The 17,935-nt window shown below is 60.7% G+C and carries 18 protein-coding genes; 11 read left to right on the top strand and 7 right to left on the bottom strand.

Annotation, left to right across the window (positions count from 1 at the left end):
- The first annotated feature begins 47 nt into the window (after positions 1–47).
- Both KGB29_RS20395 and KGB29_RS20390 read left to right on the top strand, forming a co-directional pair.
- Positions 48–242 carry a hypothetical protein gene (locus tag KGB29_RS20395; protein WP_008052996.1) on the top strand — a complete coding sequence of 65 codons (195 nt, stop codon included), beginning with the start codon at positions 48–50 and terminating at the stop codon, positions 240–242.
- Between the two features lie 115 nt (positions 243–357).
- A complete protein-coding gene (locus KGB29_RS20390) occupies positions 358–549 on the top strand; it encodes a hypothetical protein (protein WP_057714034.1) in 192 nt (63 codons plus the stop codon).
- Here KGB29_RS20390 and KGB29_RS20385 read toward each other — a convergent pair.
- A complete protein-coding gene (locus KGB29_RS20385; protein ID WP_150814224.1) occupies positions 546–1,607 on the bottom strand; it encodes an AI-2E family transporter in 1,062 nt (353 codons plus the stop codon). The genes KGB29_RS20390 and KGB29_RS20385 overlap by 4 nt on opposite strands.
- 164 nt (positions 1,608–1,771) lie before the next feature.
- Here KGB29_RS20385 and yegQ point away from each other — a divergent pair, with 164 nt between their 5' ends.
- A complete protein-coding gene (gene yegQ, locus KGB29_RS20380; RefSeq protein ID WP_150814225.1) occupies positions 1,772–3,097 on the top strand; it encodes a tRNA 5-hydroxyuridine modification protein YegQ in 1,326 nt (441 codons plus the stop codon).
- Between the two features lie 103 nt (positions 3,098–3,200).
- On the opposite strand, the gene KGB29_RS20375 is transcribed toward yegQ, so the two are convergent.
- Positions 3,201–4,064, bottom strand: a complete 864-nt coding sequence (locus KGB29_RS20375; RefSeq protein WP_150814226.1) for a LysR family transcriptional regulator — start codon at positions 4,062–4,064, stop codon at positions 3,201–3,203.
- Positions 4,065–4,160: 96 nt separating this feature from the next.
- Here KGB29_RS20375 and KGB29_RS20370 point away from each other — a divergent pair, with 96 nt between their 5' ends.
- Positions 4,161–5,072 carry a DMT family transporter gene (locus tag KGB29_RS20370; protein ID WP_150814227.1) on the top strand — a complete coding sequence of 304 codons (912 nt, stop codon included), beginning with the start codon at positions 4,161–4,163 and terminating at the stop codon, positions 5,070–5,072.
- A 162-nt stretch (positions 5,073–5,234) separates the two neighbouring features.
- On the opposite strand, the gene KGB29_RS20365 is transcribed toward KGB29_RS20370, so the two are convergent.
- Complete coding sequence (locus KGB29_RS20365) at positions 5,235–5,945, bottom strand: FadR/GntR family transcriptional regulator (RefSeq protein WP_090456787.1); 711 nt, start codon at positions 5,943–5,945, stop codon at positions 5,235–5,237.
- Positions 5,946–6,223: 278 nt separating this feature from the next.
- Here KGB29_RS20365 and KGB29_RS20360 point away from each other — a divergent pair, with 278 nt between their 5' ends.
- The 3 genes from KGB29_RS20360 (at position 6,224) to ampC (ending at position 10,208) form a co-directional block, all read left to right on the top strand.
- Positions 6,224–7,570 carry an MFS transporter gene (locus KGB29_RS20360; RefSeq protein ID WP_057714028.1) on the top strand — a complete coding sequence of 449 codons (1,347 nt, stop codon included), beginning with the start codon at positions 6,224–6,226 and terminating at the stop codon, positions 7,568–7,570.
- A gap of 24 nt (positions 7,571–7,594) precedes the next feature.
- The gene (gene gudD, locus KGB29_RS20355; protein WP_150814228.1) at positions 7,595–8,938 is read left to right on the top strand and encodes a glucarate dehydratase; all 1,344 of its coding nucleotides are present in this window, start codon (positions 7,595–7,597) and stop codon (positions 8,936–8,938) included.
- Positions 8,939–9,068: 130 nt separating this feature from the next.
- A complete protein-coding gene (ampC, locus tag KGB29_RS20350; RefSeq protein ID WP_150814229.1) occupies positions 9,069–10,208 on the top strand; it encodes a class C beta-lactamase in 1,140 nt (379 codons plus the stop codon).
- Positions 10,209–10,356: 148 nt separating this feature from the next.
- Here the strand turns inward: ampC and KGB29_RS20345 are convergent, their stop codons facing one another.
- Positions 10,357–10,908, bottom strand: coding sequence for a DUF4174 domain-containing protein (locus tag KGB29_RS20345; protein WP_150814230.1), 552 nt, complete (start codon positions 10,906–10,908; stop codon positions 10,357–10,359).
- A gap of 180 nt (positions 10,909–11,088) precedes the next feature.
- On the opposite strand from KGB29_RS20345, the gene KGB29_RS20340 reads away from it, so the two are divergent.
- A complete protein-coding gene (locus tag KGB29_RS20340) occupies positions 11,089–11,457 on the top strand; it encodes a VOC family protein (protein WP_057714024.1) in 369 nt (122 codons plus the stop codon).
- 20 nt (positions 11,458–11,477) lie between these two features.
- On the opposite strand, the gene KGB29_RS20335 is transcribed toward KGB29_RS20340, so the two are convergent.
- The gene (locus KGB29_RS20335) at positions 11,478–12,263 is read right to left on the bottom strand and encodes a sulfite exporter TauE/SafE family protein (protein WP_057714023.1); all 786 of its coding nucleotides are present in this window, start codon (positions 12,261–12,263) and stop codon (positions 11,478–11,480) included.
- A gap of 218 nt (positions 12,264–12,481) precedes the next feature.
- Positions 12,482–13,231 (bottom strand): hypothetical protein, encoded by a 750-nt coding sequence (locus KGB29_RS20330; RefSeq protein ID WP_150814231.1) that lies wholly within the window; start codon positions 13,229–13,231, stop codon positions 12,482–12,484.
- Between the two features lie 207 nt (positions 13,232–13,438).
- Here KGB29_RS20330 and KGB29_RS20325 point away from each other — a divergent pair, with 207 nt between their 5' ends.
- Positions 13,439–14,260 (top strand): aldo/keto reductase, encoded by an 822-nt coding sequence (locus tag KGB29_RS20325; protein ID WP_150814232.1) that lies wholly within the window; start codon positions 13,439–13,441, stop codon positions 14,258–14,260.
- A gap of 29 nt (positions 14,261–14,289) precedes the next feature.
- The gene (locus tag KGB29_RS20320) at positions 14,290–14,760 is read left to right on the top strand and encodes a DUF1810 domain-containing protein (RefSeq protein WP_150814233.1); all 471 of its coding nucleotides are present in this window, start codon (positions 14,290–14,292) and stop codon (positions 14,758–14,760) included.
- Here the strand turns inward: KGB29_RS20320 and KGB29_RS20315 are convergent.
- Positions 14,725–17,085, bottom strand: coding sequence for a DNA polymerase II (locus KGB29_RS20315; protein ID WP_191626122.1), 2,361 nt, complete (start codon positions 17,083–17,085; stop codon positions 14,725–14,727). The genes KGB29_RS20320 and KGB29_RS20315 overlap by 36 nt on opposite strands.
- A 330-nt stretch (positions 17,086–17,415) precedes the next feature.
- Between KGB29_RS20315 and KGB29_RS20310 the strand changes: the two genes are divergently transcribed.
- Positions 17,416–17,856, top strand: a complete 441-nt coding sequence (locus KGB29_RS20310; RefSeq protein WP_007976812.1) for a CBS domain-containing protein — start codon at positions 17,416–17,418, stop codon at positions 17,854–17,856.
- Positions 17,857–17,935: the final 79 nt, after the last annotated feature.

Below are 17,935 nucleotides of genomic sequence, written 5' to 3'. Positions count from 1 at the left end.
TCGGTGCTGTCCGTCGAAAACAGGTTCATAACAACAAGGACGACCACATGCCAACGCAAAACCCGCACCGCATCGTCGGTCTGTGCACCTCCAGCAAGGTCTACAACGCACTGACCGAACTCAAGCACCTGGAAGGTCATCGCAGCGCCAAGTTTCTCTCGCTGCTGACGCAAAGCCTGGTGCGCAAGGGCCTGCTCAACGAGCAGGAAGTGGTTCATATGCTCGATCAGGTGGTCAGCTGACCGACCAACGGTCATTTACCCCCTCTGGCATCAATGACCACTATCGAAAACGTTGATTACCCCTCAAGGTACCCGGACCTTAAAGTAACTCCACAGATTGATGGAGGTACTTCTCATGTCCAAGGTTCAGATCATGTCCGTTATCGGCAGCGCCGTCCCCGCACAGCTCAGAGAGCTGGGCATGCTTGCCTGCTGGTACCTGGTGCAGGACGGCGTACAGATCAGCGGCCCGCTCACTTCGCTGCCCGCCGCCCGTGAGCTGTCGCAACGCATCGGCAGCGGCCAGTCCGGCAGGTTCAGCGCCTAAGGCAGCTGCACCCGCGGTTTGGTTTCGATGAAAATGTCCCAGCTCGACATGAACAGGGCCGCGATCAACGGGCCGATGACAAAACCGTTCAGCCCGAAAATCGCCAGGCCGCCGAGGGTCGAGATCAGGATCATGTAGTCCGGCATCCTGGTGTCCTTGCCCACCAGCAATGGCCGGAGCAGGTTGTCCACCAGACCGATCACCAAGACCCCGAACAATACCAGCACCACGCCCTGCCAGATCGCCCCGGTGAGCAGGAAAAACGCCGCCACCGGCACCCAGACTATTCCCGCCCCCACCGCCGGCAGCAACGACAGAAACGCCATCAACACCGCCCAGAGCAACACGCTGGGAACGTCCAGAAACCAGAAAATCAGACCGCCCAGCGCGCCTTGGGTGACGGCCACCAACAGGTTGCCTTTCACCGTCGCCCGTACCACACGATTGAACTTGAGCTGCAAACGGCGTTTCTGCTGCTCCTGCAACGGCACCGCCGCACGCACCTTGCGCGCCAGTTCCGCACCGTCACGCAGGAAGAAAAACAGCAGGTACAGCATGATGAAAAAGCTGACGATGAACTCGAACGTGCCCTGGCCGAAACTGAACGCCTTAGAGGCCAGCACCTGCCCGCCGGCCATCGTGCTCTTGACGATTTTCTCGTGCAGCCCGTTCAACTCGCCCATGCCGAAGCGATCCAGCAGATGCTGGAAATACGGCGGCAGGCTGTGCTTGAACTGCGACACATACCCGGCAATGTCGAGTTCGCCGCTCTCGACGCTTTTGTAGAGTGACGCGCCTTCCTGAACCAGCAAGGCACTGATGACGATCACCGGCAGAATCGCAATCACCAGGCAAATGCTCAATGTGCACAGCGACGTGAGGTTGCGTTGCCAGCCGAACTTCACTTGCAGCCGGCCCTGCAGTGGCGCAAAGAGGATGCCCAGGATCACTGCCCAGAACGCCGCGCCGTAAAACGGCAGCAGGATCCAGATGAAGGCAGCGCTCACCAGCACCAGCAAAACCATCAGCGATTTGTCTTGTGGGGTAGTTTCGTTCATGTCCGATCCGTGCCAGCCAGTCAGGACGAAAAATTTTCGCCTTGATGTTTAGTCCGCCACGGCTCGCGCGAGTGCCATCGGTTTGTTGATCAGGCATAGATCCAGGTCAATAAACCCTTGGCACAGGGCATTTACCCTGTGCGGCTTTTGCGACCGACACTGCCATGAACCTCACTGCGCCAGAACTGCTCGCCCCCGCCGGCACCTTGAAAAACATGCGTTACGCCTTCGCCTACGGCGCCGATGCCGTGTACGCCGGCCAGCCGCGCTACAGCCTGCGGGTGCGCAACAACGAGTTCGACCACGCCAACCTGGCCCTCGGCATTCGCGAGGCCCAGGCCCAGAGCAAGCGCTTCTACGTGGTGGTGAACATCGCGCCGCACAACGCCAAGCTCAAGACTTTCCTCAAGGACCTTGAACCGGTGATCGCCATGGCCCCGGATGCGCTGATCATGTCCGACCCCGGCCTGATCATGCTGGTGCGCAGGTACTATCCGCAGATGCCGATCCACCTTTCGGTGCAGGCCAATACGGTGAACTGGGCCAGTGTCGAGTTCTGGCAGCAGCAAGGCTTGAGCCGGATCATCCTGTCCCGAGAGCTGTCCCTGGAAGAAATCGCCGAGATCCGCGAGCAAGTGCCAGCCATGGAACTGGAGGTGTTCGTGCACGGCGCATTGTGCATGGCCTACTCCGGGCGTTGCCTGCTGTCGGGCTACATGAACCGGCGCGATGCCAATCAGGGCAGCTGCACCAACGCCTGTCGCTGGAAATACTCGGCGCAGCCGGCCACGGAAAACCAGCTCGGCGAGATCGTCCGGACATTCGAACCCGAACCGACCCTGGGCATCGGCGCGCCCACCGATCAGGTGTTCCTGTTGCAGGAAGCCAATCGTCCCGGCGAACAGATGCCCGCCTTCGAAGACGAACACGGCACTTACATCATGAACGCCAAGGACCTGCGCGCCGTGCAGCATGTCGAACGCCTGACCCACATGGGCGTGCACTCCCTGAAAATCGAAGGCCGGACAAAATCCCATTTTTATTGCGCGCGCACCACCCAGGTTTATCGCCGGGCCATCGACGATGCGGTGGCGGGCCGGGCCTTCGACCGCGGCCTGATGACCGACCTGGAGTCCCTCGCCCAGCGCGGCTACACCGAAGGTTTTCTGCGCCGGCATGTGCATGACGAATACCAGAACTACCAGAACGGCAGCTCGGTGTCGGAGCGCCAGCAGTTTGTCGGTGAACTGACCGGACAGCGGCGGGATCGCCTGGCCGAGGTCAAGGTGAAAAACCGCTTCGGCCTGGGCGATCACATGGAGCTGATGACGCCCAAGGGCAACTTCCACTTCGATCTGCATCAGTTGCAGAACGCCAAGGGTGAAGCGATCGACGTTGCGCCGGGGGATGGGCATACGGTGTATTTGCCGATACCGGATGCGGTGGAGCTAGGTTTTGGCCTGCTTATGCGGGACATCAACATGCCGTAACCCCTGTGGGAGCGGGCTTGCTCGCGAAGGGGGCGGCACATTCAAAGTCAATGTTGCCTGACACACCGTTTTCGCGAGCAAGCCCGCTCCCACAGGTACTGCGTCAGGCAAATTCCTCGCGGAGCATCGCCACAAACGCCTCACGCGCCGGGTGCACCCCGGCGTTTTCGTGCCAGTAAAACAGGTTGTCGACGGCGGTCAGCTCAGGAAACTCAAACCCTGCGCACCCTGCACCTTTGGCATATTGGTCAAAGATCCCCTTAGGCACCAGCGCCACGCCGGCCCCGGCGCTGACGCAACCGACAATCGCGCCATAACTGGCCAGGCTGACAATCGGCAGCGCCTGCCCCTTGCGCAACAACCAATGCTCCAGCGCCGCCCGGTACGGACAGCCCTGGGGCCACATGAACACGGTCTGGTCCTGCAAATCACTGATGTCCCGCAGCGGCCCCAGGGAGGTCGAGGCGATCAGCAGCAGTTCTTCGCGGTACATCGGCGTGCGCTTGAGGTGCGAACGCTCGACATCCACCGCCACGATGGCGCCGTCGAGCTTGTGATTGAGCGTGTCGTCGAGCAACTGCCCCCAGGAGCCGGTGGTCAGCTCCAGCGCCACCTGCGGGAAACGCTTGTGGAATTTCGCCAGCAGGCGCGGCAATCGCCCGGTGGCCGACGACTCGATGGCTCCGATGCGCAACGGCCCCGAGGGTTCGGCCGAAGGATCGACCGCGCGCTTGGCCTCGGCGGTGAGGGCAAGAATTTTCGAGGCGTAGGCCAGGAAGGTTTGCCCCGACGGGCTGATGCGCAGCCCTCGACCCTCACGCAAAAACAGCGCGACACCCAGTTCGGCCTCAAGGGCCTTGATCCGGGCCGTGATGTTCGACGGCACGCAATGCAACAGCTCGGCCGCGCGGGCGATGCTGCCGACATCGGCCACGGTCTTGAACATGCGAATCTGAGCCAGCTCCATACATCACCCACAGTGAACGGTTAGCGCAGTATAAGTCAGTTGTGGCGAACGATCCGCTTTCTGATACTCGGTGCATCCACCCACAGGTGCACGACCATGACGCCGCTCACACCCTCCCCCGTTTCACCCTGGAAAATCATTCTGGCCATGGCGTTTGTCGTGGCGTGCTGGGGCTACTCCCCGACCGGCATCCATATCGGCTTGCACGCCTATGACCCGGTGCACCTGGCGCTCCTGCGCTTCCTGCTCGCCTCTGTGTTCATGGCCGTGGTCGCGATGTTCAAGGGCATTCGCCTGCCGAGCCTGCGAGATCTGCCCCTGATGTTCGGCTTGGGCTTCTTTGCTGTGAGCCTGCACCACGTGGCGATCAACTTCGGGCAACAGGGTGTCAGCGCCGGCGCTTCGAGCGTCCTGGCCCAGACCACGCCGCTGTTCAGTACGTTGATCGCGCGCTTCGTGTTCAAGGATCAGGTGAGCCTGTGGCGCTGGGGTTGTGTGCTGCTCGGGTTGTTTGGCGTGATGATTGTGGTGGCGGGCGATCATGGCTTGGGCAGCATTGATGCCCATGGCTTGCTGATCCTGCTGGCGGCGGTTTCCTGGAGTCTCTACTTTGCCCTGCAAAAGCATCACACCGGGCGATACGACGGGCTGACGCTGGTGTGTTACACGGTGTGGTCCGGGACTGTGCTGTTGCTGGTCTACTTGCCCGGTCTGGCGGATCAAGTCGCCCAGGCGCCGCTGCGCGTGCAGTTTGCGGTGATTGCCCTGGGGATTTTCCCCAGTGCCCTGGCGTACCTGGCCTGGGCTTATGTGCTGGCGCATGTCGATTTGAGCCGGGCGACGATGACGCTGTATTTGACGCCGCCGACGGCGATGGTGATTGCGTCTTATGCGCTCGGCGAACGGCCGACGCTGATGATCGTGGTCGGCGGGTTGGTGGTGTTGGCGAGTGTGCTGGCGTTGAATCTGGAGCGGCGGGTGGTCATTGCTCAGGTTGTTCGGGTCTGATCCATGCTTTTTGCTGTCTGGGCTGGCGCCTTCGCGAGCAAGCCCGCTCCCACAGGTTCTGAGGTGTGCTCAAGAGCTGCGGCAAACATAAAACCCTGTGGGAGCGGGCTTGCTCGCGAAGAACGATGACTGGGTGTCACTGACAAAACACCCAAATCGCAGTCAGCTGGGCGAAAAACGGTCGCGACTGTTGGTCAGGTGCAGCCACATCGCCGCCCGCGCCGCGTCCGGGTCCTGGCGTTTGATGGCGTTGAGAATCGCCTCGTGCTCCAGGTTGGCCAACTGACCGAGCTTGCTCAAGTCCACCGCACCACGCTCGGCTGCATTGACACGGGTGCGCGGGATCATCGCACTGCCCAGGTGCTGCATGATTTCAGTGAAGCAGACGTTACCGGTGGCTTCGGCGATCAGCAGATGAAAACGCCGGTCCGCCTCGACACAGCTGTCGTTGTTGGCCAGCAGGTTTTGATAGTCGTCCAGCGCTTCACGCATCTGCGCCAGTTGCAGATCGGTGCGGCGAGTTGCCGCCAGCGCCGCCGCCTGGGTTTCCAGACCCATGCGCAACTCCAGAATACTGCGCACCCCCAACGCCGTATCGACATTCAGCCGCAGCCCCTGCTCCGGAGCGCGCTCGATCACAAACGTGCCAATCCCATGCCGGGTTTCCACCAGCCCTGAGGCCTGCAACTTCGAGATCGCCTCGCGCACCACCGTGCGACTGACCCCGTGCTCCTGAACGATGGTGTTTTCCGACGGCAGCTTGTCGCCGGGCAACATCTGGCCGAGCAGGATGCGCTGGGTCAGTTTCTCCACCAGATCATGGGCCAGGTTGTGGCTGCGCTTGCGGGCAGGTGCTTCGAGGTCTTCTTGCATGGGCGTGTCCGAAATCAGGGCTATCGAATCGTAGCACCGCGCCGGGCGGGAATTCCGAAAAATCTCGTTCAACTTGTATGACAACACTCAACAAAAGCCCATATTAAGTCGCTTAAAAGGCCACTCAGCACCACAAATGGAATTAAAAACCTCTGAATTACCGCCATTTCATTGGACAAACATGGTTGCAAGTTCAAAAAACCTAGTTGTATGATGTCTATCAACAACGCAACACCCAGCTTCACCCCGCATAAAAATAACGAGTGGGAGAAAACGCAGTGAATACATCCATCTCCGGGATGCACGACGACGCCAATTCAGCGCTGAAGTCCGCCATCGCCAAAGTCAAAAGACACGTCTTGCCGCTGTTCGTCATCATGTTCATCGTCAATTACATTGATCGCGTGAACATCGGTTTCGTCCGCTCCCACATGGAGCACGACCTGGGCATTGGCGCGGCCGCCTACGGCCTGGGTGCCGGTTTGTTCTTCATCGGTTATGCACTGTTCGAGGTGCCCTCCAACATCCTTCTGCAGAAAGTCGGCGCACGCATCTGGCTGACCCGGATCATGCTGACCTGGGGCCTGGTCGCCGCAGGCATGGCGTTCATCCAGAACGAAACCCACTTCTACATCCTGCGTTTTCTGCTGGGCGTGGCCGAAGCCGGGTTCTTTCCCGGGGTGATCTACTACTTCACCCGTTGGTTGCCCGGCGTGGAGCGAGGCAAGGCGATTGCCATCTTCCTCAGTGGCTCGGCGCTCGCGTCGCTGATCTCAGGCCCCCTGTCCGGTTTGCTCCTGCAAATCGAAGGGCTGGGCCTGCACGGCTGGCAGTGGATGTACTTCATCGAGGGCATGTTTTCGGTAGGGTTGTGCGTGTTCGTCTGGTTCTGGCTGGACTCCAGGCCCCACGACGCCAAATGGCTGAGCCGCGAAGAGCAGGACGCACTGGTCAAGGCCATCGACGACGAACAACTGGCCCGGGAAGCCGCCACGCCCATCAAGCCGTCGCTGGGCAAACTGCTCAAGGATCGCCAGATCATCCTGTTCTGCCTGATCTACTTCTTTATCCAGCTAACCATCTACGCCGCGACCTTCTGGCTGCCGAGCATCATCAAGAAGATGGGCGATCTGAGCGATGTCCAGGTCGGGCTGTTCAACTCGATTCCGTGGTTGCTGTCGATTGTCGGCATGTACGCCTTCGCTTCCTTGTCGGCCAAATGGAAACACCAGCAAGCCTGGGTCGCCACTGCCCTGCTGATCGCTGCTGCCGGGATGTTCATGTCCACCACCGGCGGGCCGGTCTTCGCCTTTGTCGCCATCTGCTTTGCAGCACTGGGCTTCAAATCGGCCTCGTCGCTGTTCTGGCCGATTCCCCAGGCCTATCTGGATGCGCGCATTGCCGCTGGCGTCATCGCGTTGATCAACTCGGTGGGCAACCTCGGCGGCTTCGTTGCGCCGACCACTTTCGGCCTGCTGGAAGAGCGCACCGGTTCCATTCAGGGCGGGCTGTACGGCCTGGCCGCGACTTCGATCATCGCCGCCATCATCGTGTTTGCTGCCCGCAACACACCGAAACCCGCACCTGCCGTGGCGCTGGGCAAACCCGCTCCCGACCACGCCTGAATTCTGCTTTTTAAGGATTGGAAAATGAACCCACAAGACACCGCAAAAGCCCCGGTCATCACCAGCATGCAAGTGGTTCCGGTCGCCGGCCACGATGGCATGCTGCTCAACCTGAGCGGCGCCCACGGCCCGTTTTTCACCCGTAACATCGTGATCCTCAAGGACAACGCCGGCCACACCGGCGTTGGCGAAGTGCCGGGGGGCGAGCGCATTCGCCAGACCCTCGAAGACGCGCGCAGCCTGGTGGTCGGCAGCCCGATTGGCACTTATCAGAAAATCCTTAATCAGGTACGCCAGACCTTCGCCGACCGCGATGCCGGTGGCCGCGGTTTGCAGACCTTCGATCTGCGCATCACCATTCACGCCGTCACCGGCCTGGAAGCCGCATTGCTCGATTTGCTCGGTCAGCACCTGGACGTACCGGTGGCCGCCCTGCTCGGCGAAGGCCAGCAGCGCGATGAAGTGAAAATGCTCGGCTATCTGTTTTACGTCGGTGATCGCAACGAAACCGACCTCGCCTACCGCTGCGAACCGGACGCCGACAACGACTGGTTCCGCGTGCGGCACGAGAAAGCCATGACCGCCGATGCGGTAGTCCGCCTGGCCGAGGCGGCTCACGCGCGTTATGGCTTCAAGGACTTCAAGCTCAAGGGCGGCGTGCTCAGCGGCAACGCCGAAATCGAAGCGGTCACAGCCCTTGCCGAACGCTTCCCCGATGCGCGCATCACCCTCGACCCGAATGGCGCCTGGTCACTGAAAGAAGCCATCCGCCTGTGCCGCGATCAGCACCACGTGCTGGCCTACGCCGAAGACCCGTGTGGGGCAGAAAACGGTTACTCGGGTCGAGAAGTCATGGCCGAATTCCGTCGCGCCACGGGTTTGAAAACCGCGACCAACATGATCGCCACCGACTGGCGGGAGATGGGCCATGCGATCCAGTTGCAGTCGGTCGATATCCCCCTGGCCGACCCGCACTTCTGGACGATGCAGGGTTCGGTGCGCGTGGCGCAGATGTGCCACGAATGGGGCCTGACCTGGGGTTCGCACTCTAACAACCACTTCGACATTTCCCTGGCGATGTTCACCCATGTCGCGGCAGCGGCGCCGGGCGAGATCACCGCCATCGACACCCACTGGATCTGGCAGGATGGCCAGCGCCTGACCAAGGCCCCGCTGCAAATCGTCGACGGCTGCGTGCAGGTGCCGCAGAAACCGGGGCTGGGGGTCGAGCTGGATATGGATCAGGTCGCCAAGGCTCACGAGCTGTACAAAGGCATGGGCCTGGGGGCGCGGGATGACAGCGTGGCGATGCAGTTCCTGATGCCCGGCTGGAAGTTCGACAACAAGCGGCCTTGCCTGGTGCGTTGAAGCGCCAAGCGCGTTGAATCAAGGGTTGCGCGTGGCCGCCTGATGGCGGCCAATTTTAAAAAGCGCTCGGAGCATGGCGCTTGAGCCCCTAAAATGACGCGCAACTGAATCAACGACGGATGAAACCAATATGGACAGGCTGAAAACCATCGCCGCTGGCATGGCGATATTCGCCGCGGGCCAGTGCGCCGCACAGGATCAAGTCGAGACAGTGGTGAACGCCGCTGTACAACCGGTAATGCAGGCCGAGGGTATCCATGGCATGGCCGTGGCGGTCACCGTCAACGGCCAGGCGCATTACTTCAACTATGGCGTCGCCTCGATAGAAACCGGCAACCCCGTCACACAAGACACCCTGTTCGAAATCGGCTCCGTCAGCAAAACCTTCACCGCCACCCTCGCCGCCTACGCCCAGGCCACCGGCAAGATGTCCCTGACCGACAAGGCCAGCCAGGTCCTGCCGGCCTTGCGTGGCAGTGCTTTCGACAACATCAGTGTGCTGCAACTGGGCACCTACAGCGCTGGCGGTTTACCCCTGCAATTTCCTGCTGAATCTGATTCGGCCGACAAAATGCTCGGCTACTACAAACAATGGAAACCGCTCTACGCCCCCGGCAGCCACCGACTGTATTCGAACCCCAGTCTGGGCCTGTTCGGCTACCTCGCCGCCCACAGCATGGGCCAGCCGTTTGATGACCTGATGGAGAAGACCCTGCTGCCAAAACTCGGCTTGCGGCACACCTATGTGCATGTGCCGCAGGATCAGATGGCGCTCTACGCCCAGGGCTACAACAAGGACGGCAAACCGGTACGGGTGGGGCCGGGCGCGCTGGATTCCGAGGCGTATGGGGTGAAGACCAGCGCCGCAGACTTGCTCAGCTATGTCGGCGCGAACATGAAGCCGGCGTCCCTGGAAAAGCCGTTGCAGCAAGCCATCGCCTTGACTCACAGCGGTTACTACACCGTAGGCGATATGACCCAGGGCTTGGGCTGGGAGATGTATCGATACCCGATCACACTGGATCGCTTGCTGGACGGCAACTCCACGCCAATGGCCATGCAGGCCCATGAAGTCCAGTGGCTGAACCCGCCGCAGGCGCAGCCGCAGAACGTGCTGATCAACAAGACAGGTTCAACCGGTGGCTTCGGGGCTTATGTGGCGTACGTGCCTTCGAAGGACATCGGTATCGTGATGCTGGCCAACAAGAATTATCCCAATGCGCAACGGGTCAGGATCGCTCATCAGATACTGAGTGCCCTTGCCCGATAGTTGCTGATCCATCTGTGGGAGCGAGCTTGCTCCGGGCGGCGCTCCGAGGATGGAGGTCTGACATTCAACATTTGTATCGACTGTTACGACGCTATCGCGAGCAAGCTCGCTCCCACAGAAAAGCCTGCCATTGTCGCCAGATAGAGGATCAATCATCCGGCATTTCAGGCGGCTTGGCGGGCTTGGCCGGTTTGCCAGGTTTTGTACCTTTGGCGCCTTTTGCCGCCGGCTCGGCTTCAGTGACGGGAGCGGCCACGGTCGCGGTAAATTCTTTCTCGGCCGCCGGCAGCTGATCGACAACGCTGAAAACATCTTCCAGCTTGATGGCGTCCGATTGGTCAAGTTTCTTTTCGCCGTCCTTGCCGACCAGAATCACCTTGGTCTTGGCGCCGGCCCCCAGCTTGAGCGAGCGGATCAGCGCCGCCGTGTCCTGTGGCCCGAGGTCCTTGCCGTCGCGCTGGCCCATCAGGTTGAGTACGGTGTAGAGCACCATGTTGCGGTCGGTGAAGCCCTTGCGGTTGGCCGGCTCATCCAGGGACTTTTTCAGGCTCACCCAGGTCGGATCAACCGTGCTCGGAGCGATGACGATCAGTGGCCGGGCCCTGCCCTTGTCCATGTCCAGCGGTGAGTCGCCATCGGCGGCGAATGAGGTGCCGGCAATCGCCAGCAAAGTAGCCAGTGTCAGTGACCTGATGAGCATGCGCATCTCCTTTTGATATTCACGCTCTAATGATTGCGCATCGCGGCGATCGTTCCGGGTGACATACCGCAAATATTGTTCGCCTTGCCCCAAGCTTAGGTCAGGGCGGTCATTGCGCAACAGGCTGGGCTAATCTGAAGACTCATGGCAACCAGCCTGACCCCTTGTGAGGACTTGCCCATGAGTACTCAGTTGAATCACACCATCGTCTGGTGCCGGGACAAGCAGGTTTCGGCGAATTTCCTGACGGGCCTCCTTGGCCTGCCTGCCCCCGAGCCCTTCGGCCCCATGCTGATCGTCAAACTGGATAACGGCGTATCACTGGATTTCTACGACAACGAGCCGCCGATTGCGTCTCAGCACTACGCATTCCTGATTGGCGATGAGGATTTCGATGCGGCCTTCGCACGCCTGCAAGCCAACGGTCAGCCATGGTGGGCCGACCCGGGCAAGCAGCGACTGAGGGAGATCAATGATTACGCGGGAGGACGGCGGGTGTATTTCGATGACCCGGACGGGCATCTGCTGGAAATTTTCACCCGCGAATGAAGCTGGCGCGGCGGCTTGATTCAGAACGCCAGTTTGTAGCCGATCAGCAACAGCATGGTCGCCAGGCAAGGGCGCAGCAATTCATCGGAGATGCGCCCGGTCAGGTGGCTGCCCAGGTAAATCCCCGGCAACGAGCCCACCAGCAAGTAACCCAGGACGTGCCAATCCATGTTGCCCATGCTGGCGTGGCCAAGGCCCGCGACCAGGGTCAGCGGCACGGCGTGGGCGATTTCAGTCCCTACCAGGCGGCGGGTCGGCAGCATCGGATAGAGAATGAACAGTGCCACGGTGCCCAGTGCACCGGCACCGATGGACGTCAGCGCGACCATGGCGCCAAGGACCAGCCCGGTGATGACCGTCATCACGTTCAAGCGCAATCCGCTGGGGTTGTAGTTGCCACCCGCACGTTTGTGGGCGAAGTCGAGCAGGCGCTTCTTGAACAGGATCGCCAGAGCCGTGGCGAACAACACGAACCCGAGGGCCTGCTTGATGATCGCGTTCATCGACTCGGGGGCGCTGTGCAGGGTACTGAGGAACCACAGCGTCAACGCCACCGCGGGCACGCTGCCCAAGGTCAGCCAGCCGGTGATCGCCCAGTCGATGTTGTTGTTCTTGCGGTGAACCAGTACGCCGCTGGACTTGGTGATGGCGGCGTACAGCAGGTCGGTACCGACCGCCGTCGCCGGGTTGATGCCGAATCCAAGCAGAATCGGGGTCATGAGCGACCCGCCACCTACGCCCGTCATGCCGACGATGAAGCCGACAACCAGCCCGGCAACGACCAACCCGATGTTCACTAAATCCATGAATACTTCCACAAAGATCGCAGGGGAAATCTGGCCCGCAGCATAGCGATATTTCTTATAACCAGTTATATCGATGCGATCTATCTTTATACCCTGAACTCAATTCCCCCCTGTGGGAGCGGGCTTGCTCGCGAAAGCGGTGGGTCAGTCGATATTAATGCTGCCTGACACTACGCCTTCGCGAGCAAGCCCGCTCCCACAAGGAATATGTGTCGTGCTCACTGCACCGGCAGGAAATTCAGGAACAGCAGGCTCTGGGCATAGTTCACGCCGATGCGCCGGTAGCGTTCGTCGAGCATCCGGGTCAGCAGGTCCAGCCGGGCGACGATCTTGCCGAACTCGACGGCAAAGCTCAGGTTGCTGCCCTCCTCCGAGATTTCGTTGGAGAACAGCAAGGGCTGGCCCTCTTTGTTCTGTCGCTGGCTGAGGATCCAGGTGGCGATTTCGATATTGCGCGCGGCATTGCTGACAAATACCGGGTTGATCGTGTCGGTCATGTAGAACTCGAGGCGATTGCCATGGGCGGTCACCAGCATGCTGCCGATGGCATAGATGAACGCCCCGACCCGGTCGCCCAGAAACTCCGGACTCATGGCAAAACGCAGGGCCGCGAGGTCCTTTTTGCCGCCCAGGGTCGGCAATGGTTGCTGCAGCTCAATGGCCATGCGCACTTGCTTGCCAGCGGTGCGGGCATCGAGGAAACCGGATTTTTTCAGCTCGTCGGGGTTACGCAGATAGAGCTTGCTCATCAGCAGGTAAAGGCTGTTGAGGTTGTCGCGCATGGTCAGGGTGGCCATGCGGTCGACGCTGGTCTGCAGGAACTCCTGGGGTTTGCCTTCGCGCATCTGGTTGATGATGTCGCCGCCCTGCTGCTGGCTGCAACCGGTGACGTAGAGCATCGACAGACCTGCAAGCAGCAGGCAATGACGGCGGAATCTAGTGGTGATCGTGGGTGAAACTCGAGCCATGGGTTCTTGGACTTGGGCATGGGCCGACGGTGGGGATCGCCGCAGGCTGCCATGGATAGAGCCGGACATTTCGAAAAAGTGCAGTATCGGCACAGAGCAATCGATCACCGGCAAGGTGCAGCTCAAGAGTTCGCAGCCTGCGGCGGAACCGATGGACTATTCTGGTGCCCACTGAAATAACCATCGGCATTCATAAAGGAGGTTTGCATGCGCACGCTTGAACTGGCTGGCACCAGGGTCCCGGTCATCGGCCAGGGGACCTGGCAGATGGGCGAAGACCGTTCACGGCACACGGAAGAAGTCGCGGCACTGCGCCTGGGTATCGAGCTGGGCATGACCCTGATCGACACCGCGGAAATGTACGCCGAAGGCGGTGCCGAGGAAGTGGTGCGCGATGCCATTGCCGGCCAGCGCGACAACGTCTTTCTGGTCAGCAAGGTGTACCCGCACAACGCCAGTCGCCTGGGCATTCCCCAGGCTTGCGAGCGAAGCCTGCGCAGGCTTGGCACCGATTACATCGACCTGTATCTGCTGCATTGGCGCGGTCAGTATCCTCTGGAAGAAACCGTCGACGCCTTCGAGCGCTTGCGCGAAGCCGGCAAGATTGGCCGTTGGGGCGTGTCCAACTTCGACCTCGACGACCTGCTGGAACTGGACGCCCCGACCTGTGCCACCAATCAGGTGCTCTACAACCTGGAGCAACGGGGCATAGAATTTGATTTGCTGCCCTGGAGCCAACAACGGCGGTTGCCGGTCATGGCTTACTGCCCGATTGGCCAAGGCGGTAAAATGCTCTTGGACGTCGCGCTCAAGCAGGTAGCTGCCCGTCACGGCGTCGCACCGGCTCAGGTGGCACTGGCCTGGATACTGCGTCAGGAAGAAGTGATCGCCATCCCCAAGGCGGTCCGACTCGAACATGTACGCCTCAACGCCCAGGCCGCCACGTTGCAGCTTGAGCCCGGGGATCTGGAGGCGCTGGACCAAGCGTTTCACGCGCCACAACGCAAACAGCGGCTGGCCATGGTCTGAACCACCGCAGCCTGTCAGAGAGCTTCGCCATGAGAAGCACCGACCACCTGGACCCGTTCAATCTGCAACGTTTTCTCCAGGCTCAGGACCCGGTATTCGACCGGGTTCAAAACGAGCTGAACAACGGACACAAGCGCAGTCACTGGATGTGGTTCATTTTTCCGCAGTTTGCCGGGCTCGGCGATAGCGAGATGTCGCGCCGCTTTGCCATCCGCTCGCGGGAGGAAGCCCTGGCCTACCTTGAGCATCCGTTGCTGGGCGCCCGGCTGCGTACCTGCACCCAGGAAGTGCTGAACATCCGGGAGCGCTCGGTAGCGGGGATTTTCGGTCATCCCGACGACCTGAAGTTTCATTCCTCGATGACCCTGTTTGCCCAGGTCGCCGATGCCGACAACCTTTTCCAGCAAGCCTTGAACCAGTACTTCCACGGCATCCTGGATGACTGGACCCTGTCGCTGATGGACTCAAAACAGGCCCAGTTGCCCCCCAATCAGGGTTGAGAAGTCGTCGTCGACAAACGGCAGTATCGCGTCCGCCACCGGTTGCAGCTGCCGGGTGATGTAGTGGTCGTAATCGATGGGCGCGCTGCGCACTTCCAGCGGTTCGGGGCCGGCGACGGTGATCACGTAGCTGATCCAGCCGCCGTTCTGATACTGCCGCGGGCGCCCCTGCCGGTCGTTGTACTCGTCGGCCAGGCGCGCCGCGCGCACATGGGGCGGTACATTGCGCTGATAGTCATCGAGGGTGCGGCGCAGGCGTTTGCGGTAGATCAGCCGGTCATCGAATTCACCGGCCAGGGTCTTGCGCACGTAGTCACGCACATAATCCTGGTAGGGCTTGCGCAGGAAGATCCGCGAATACAGCTCCTGCTGGAACTGCCGAGCCAGCAGCGACCAGTCGGTGCGCACGGTTTCCAGGCCTTTGTAGACCATTTCGTCGCTGCCATCGTCCCGGGTGACCAGCCCGGCATAGCGCTTTTTACTGCCTTCTTCGGCGCCGCGAATGGTCGGCATCAAAAAGCGCTTGTAATGGGTTTCGAACTGCAATTCGAGAACGCTCTGCAAGCCGTATTCCTGCTGCACGTGCTCGCGCCACCACTGATTGACGTGCGCCACCAGCGCCTGGCCGATCTGCGCCGCCTCCTGCTGGCCATGGGCGCGACGCAGCCAGACGAACGTCGAGTCGGTGTCGCCGTAAATCACCGCATGCCCCTGGGCTTCGATCAACTGGCGGGTGCGCAGCATGATCTCGTGCCCACGCAAGGTGATGGACGACGCCAGGCGCGTGTCGAAGAAACGACAACCGCTGGAGCCGAGCACACCGTAGAACGCGTTCATGATGATTTTCAGCGCCTGGGACAGCGGCGCGTTGTGTTCGCGCTTGGCGGTTTCCCGGCCTTCGGCCACCCGGGCGACGATGGACGGCAGGCAATTCCGGGTGCGGGAAAAGCGCGCGCCACGAAATCCCGGCACCGACTCGCTGTCGTCCGGGTGTTTGAGCCCCTCGATCAGCCCCACGGGGTCAATCAGGAAGGTACGGATGATCGACGGGTAGAGGCTTTTGTAGTCGAGCACCAGCACCGACTCGTACAGTCCCGGCTGCGAATCCATGACAAAACCGCCGGGGCTGGCTTCGGGTGGCTTGCCACCGAGGTTTGGCGCCACGAAACCCTGACGGTGCATCAGCGGCATGTACAGGTGCGTGAACGCCGCCACCGAACCGCCCATGCGATCGGCCGGCAAACCGGTGACGCTGGCTCGCTCCAACAGGAAGGTGAGCAACTCAGTCCTGGCAAAAATCCGCGTGACCAGTTCGCAGTCCTTGAGGTTGTATTTGGCCAGCGCCGGTTTGTCCTCGGCGAACATGCGATTGATTTCGTCCATGCGCTGGTACGGGTTGTCGATGGACTTGCCCTCGCCGAGCAAGGTTTGCGCGACGTTTTCCAGACTGAACGAGGGGAAACTCCAGGTCGCCGAACGCAGTGCCTCGATACCGTCGATGATCAGGCGGCCAGCCGCAGATGCGAAGTAGTGATTACCGCTGCCGTGTTCGCGCCACTGCATTTCCTCGCCGCCACGCCCCAGTTTCAACGGCACCGCCAGGCGCCGGGCGTGTTCGTGGAGCACCCGCAAGTCGAACTGCACGACGTTCCAGCCGATGATCGCGTCGGGGTCGAACCGGGTAAACCATTCGTTGAGTTTTTTCAGCAACAGGGTGCGCGAATCGCAGTATTCGAGCTGGAAATCCACCTGGCTGGCATCGCCATTAGGCGGACCGAGCATGTACACCTGGCGCTCGCCGCAGCCTTCCAGGGCGATGGAGTACAACTCGCCCTGGGCCGTGGTCTCGATGTCCAGGGACACCAGTTTCAGGCTCGGCCGGTAATCGGGGTCGGGCTTCATCTGCGCGTCGAGCAGCAGGCCCTCGGCATCCGGTGTGCCACTGAAGCGCACCGGCGCGGTGATGAAGCGCTCCATCATGTAGCGTTCCGGCGGGCGCACGTCGGCTTCGAACACCTCGACACCGGCCCGGCGCAGCGCGGTTTCCAGGCGCATCAACTGGCCATGTTGCTGGCAATAGAGACCGAGGACCGGGCGATGTTCGAAATCCTGCAGGGCCAGGGGCTTGAGCTCGACGTTTTTCTCGTCATGCAAAACACCTTCGGCGGGCTGACGCTGCGCAGCCGGGATGAACGCCACCGACGGTTGATGAGGCAGGCGGATACGCCGGGGACCGCTGTCGGTCGCCAGCCAGAATTCGACTTCCGTACCGGCCGGGGTGTCGCGCCAATGCCGGGTCAGGACGAAGCCCTGCTGTAGATCCACCACTGCAAACCTCGAAACTGATTCAGAGGGGGATTCTACGCGTCATCAGTTGCGATAGCGCGTTTGCCGCAGACCTGTCAGGCAGACACCGCCCTTGTGGGAGCGGGCTTGCTCGCGAAGGCGGTGGGTCAGTCAACATGAATGCTGCCTGACACTACGCTTTCGCGAGCAAGCCCGCTCCCACAAGGTGATTTCTGGCCTGAAAAGGAGACTTACCAAAGAAAAACCGCCAAATGACGTTTTTTGCGTGTTATCTGCCGCTTTCGCCCTTGCCCTGAACGCTTGCGTCTACGATTCTTCAAGAACAACGACAACACCCGAGTAACCACCATGAAAACCGTCGCCCAACTGCTCAAGCTCAAAGATCAGAAGAATCAGGAAGTGCACCAGATCAAACCCGACCACATGGTGCTCGAAGCGCTGATGAAGATGGCCGAGAAAAACGTCGGCGCCTTGCTCGTGGTGGAAAATGATGAAGTGCTGGGCATCATCAGCGAACGGGATTACGCGCGCAAACTGGTGTTGCACGGCCGCTCTTCGGTGGGCACGCCGGTGCGCGACATCATGGTGTCACCGGTGATTACCGTCGACACCCATCAAACCGTGGATACCTGCCTGGGCATCATGTCCGATAGACGCCTGCGTCACTTGCCGGTGGTCGAAGGCGGCAAATTGATCGGCCTGCTGTCGATTGGTGACCTGGTCAAGGAAGCCATTGCCGAACAGGCTGAACTGATTCGCCAGTTGGAACAGTACATTCGCGGGGAATAATTCGACACACCGAAGATCCCCTGTGGGAGCGGGCTTGCTCGCGAAGGCGTAGTGTCAGGCCTGTCTCTTATACACCTCT

The organism is Pseudomonas sp. BF-B-30 (assembly GCF_019956305.1).
Lineage (GTDB): Bacteria > Pseudomonadota > Gammaproteobacteria > Pseudomonadales > Pseudomonadaceae > Aquipseudomonas > Aquipseudomonas jessenii.
This window is presented reverse-complemented; position numbering and strand designations above follow the sequence as displayed.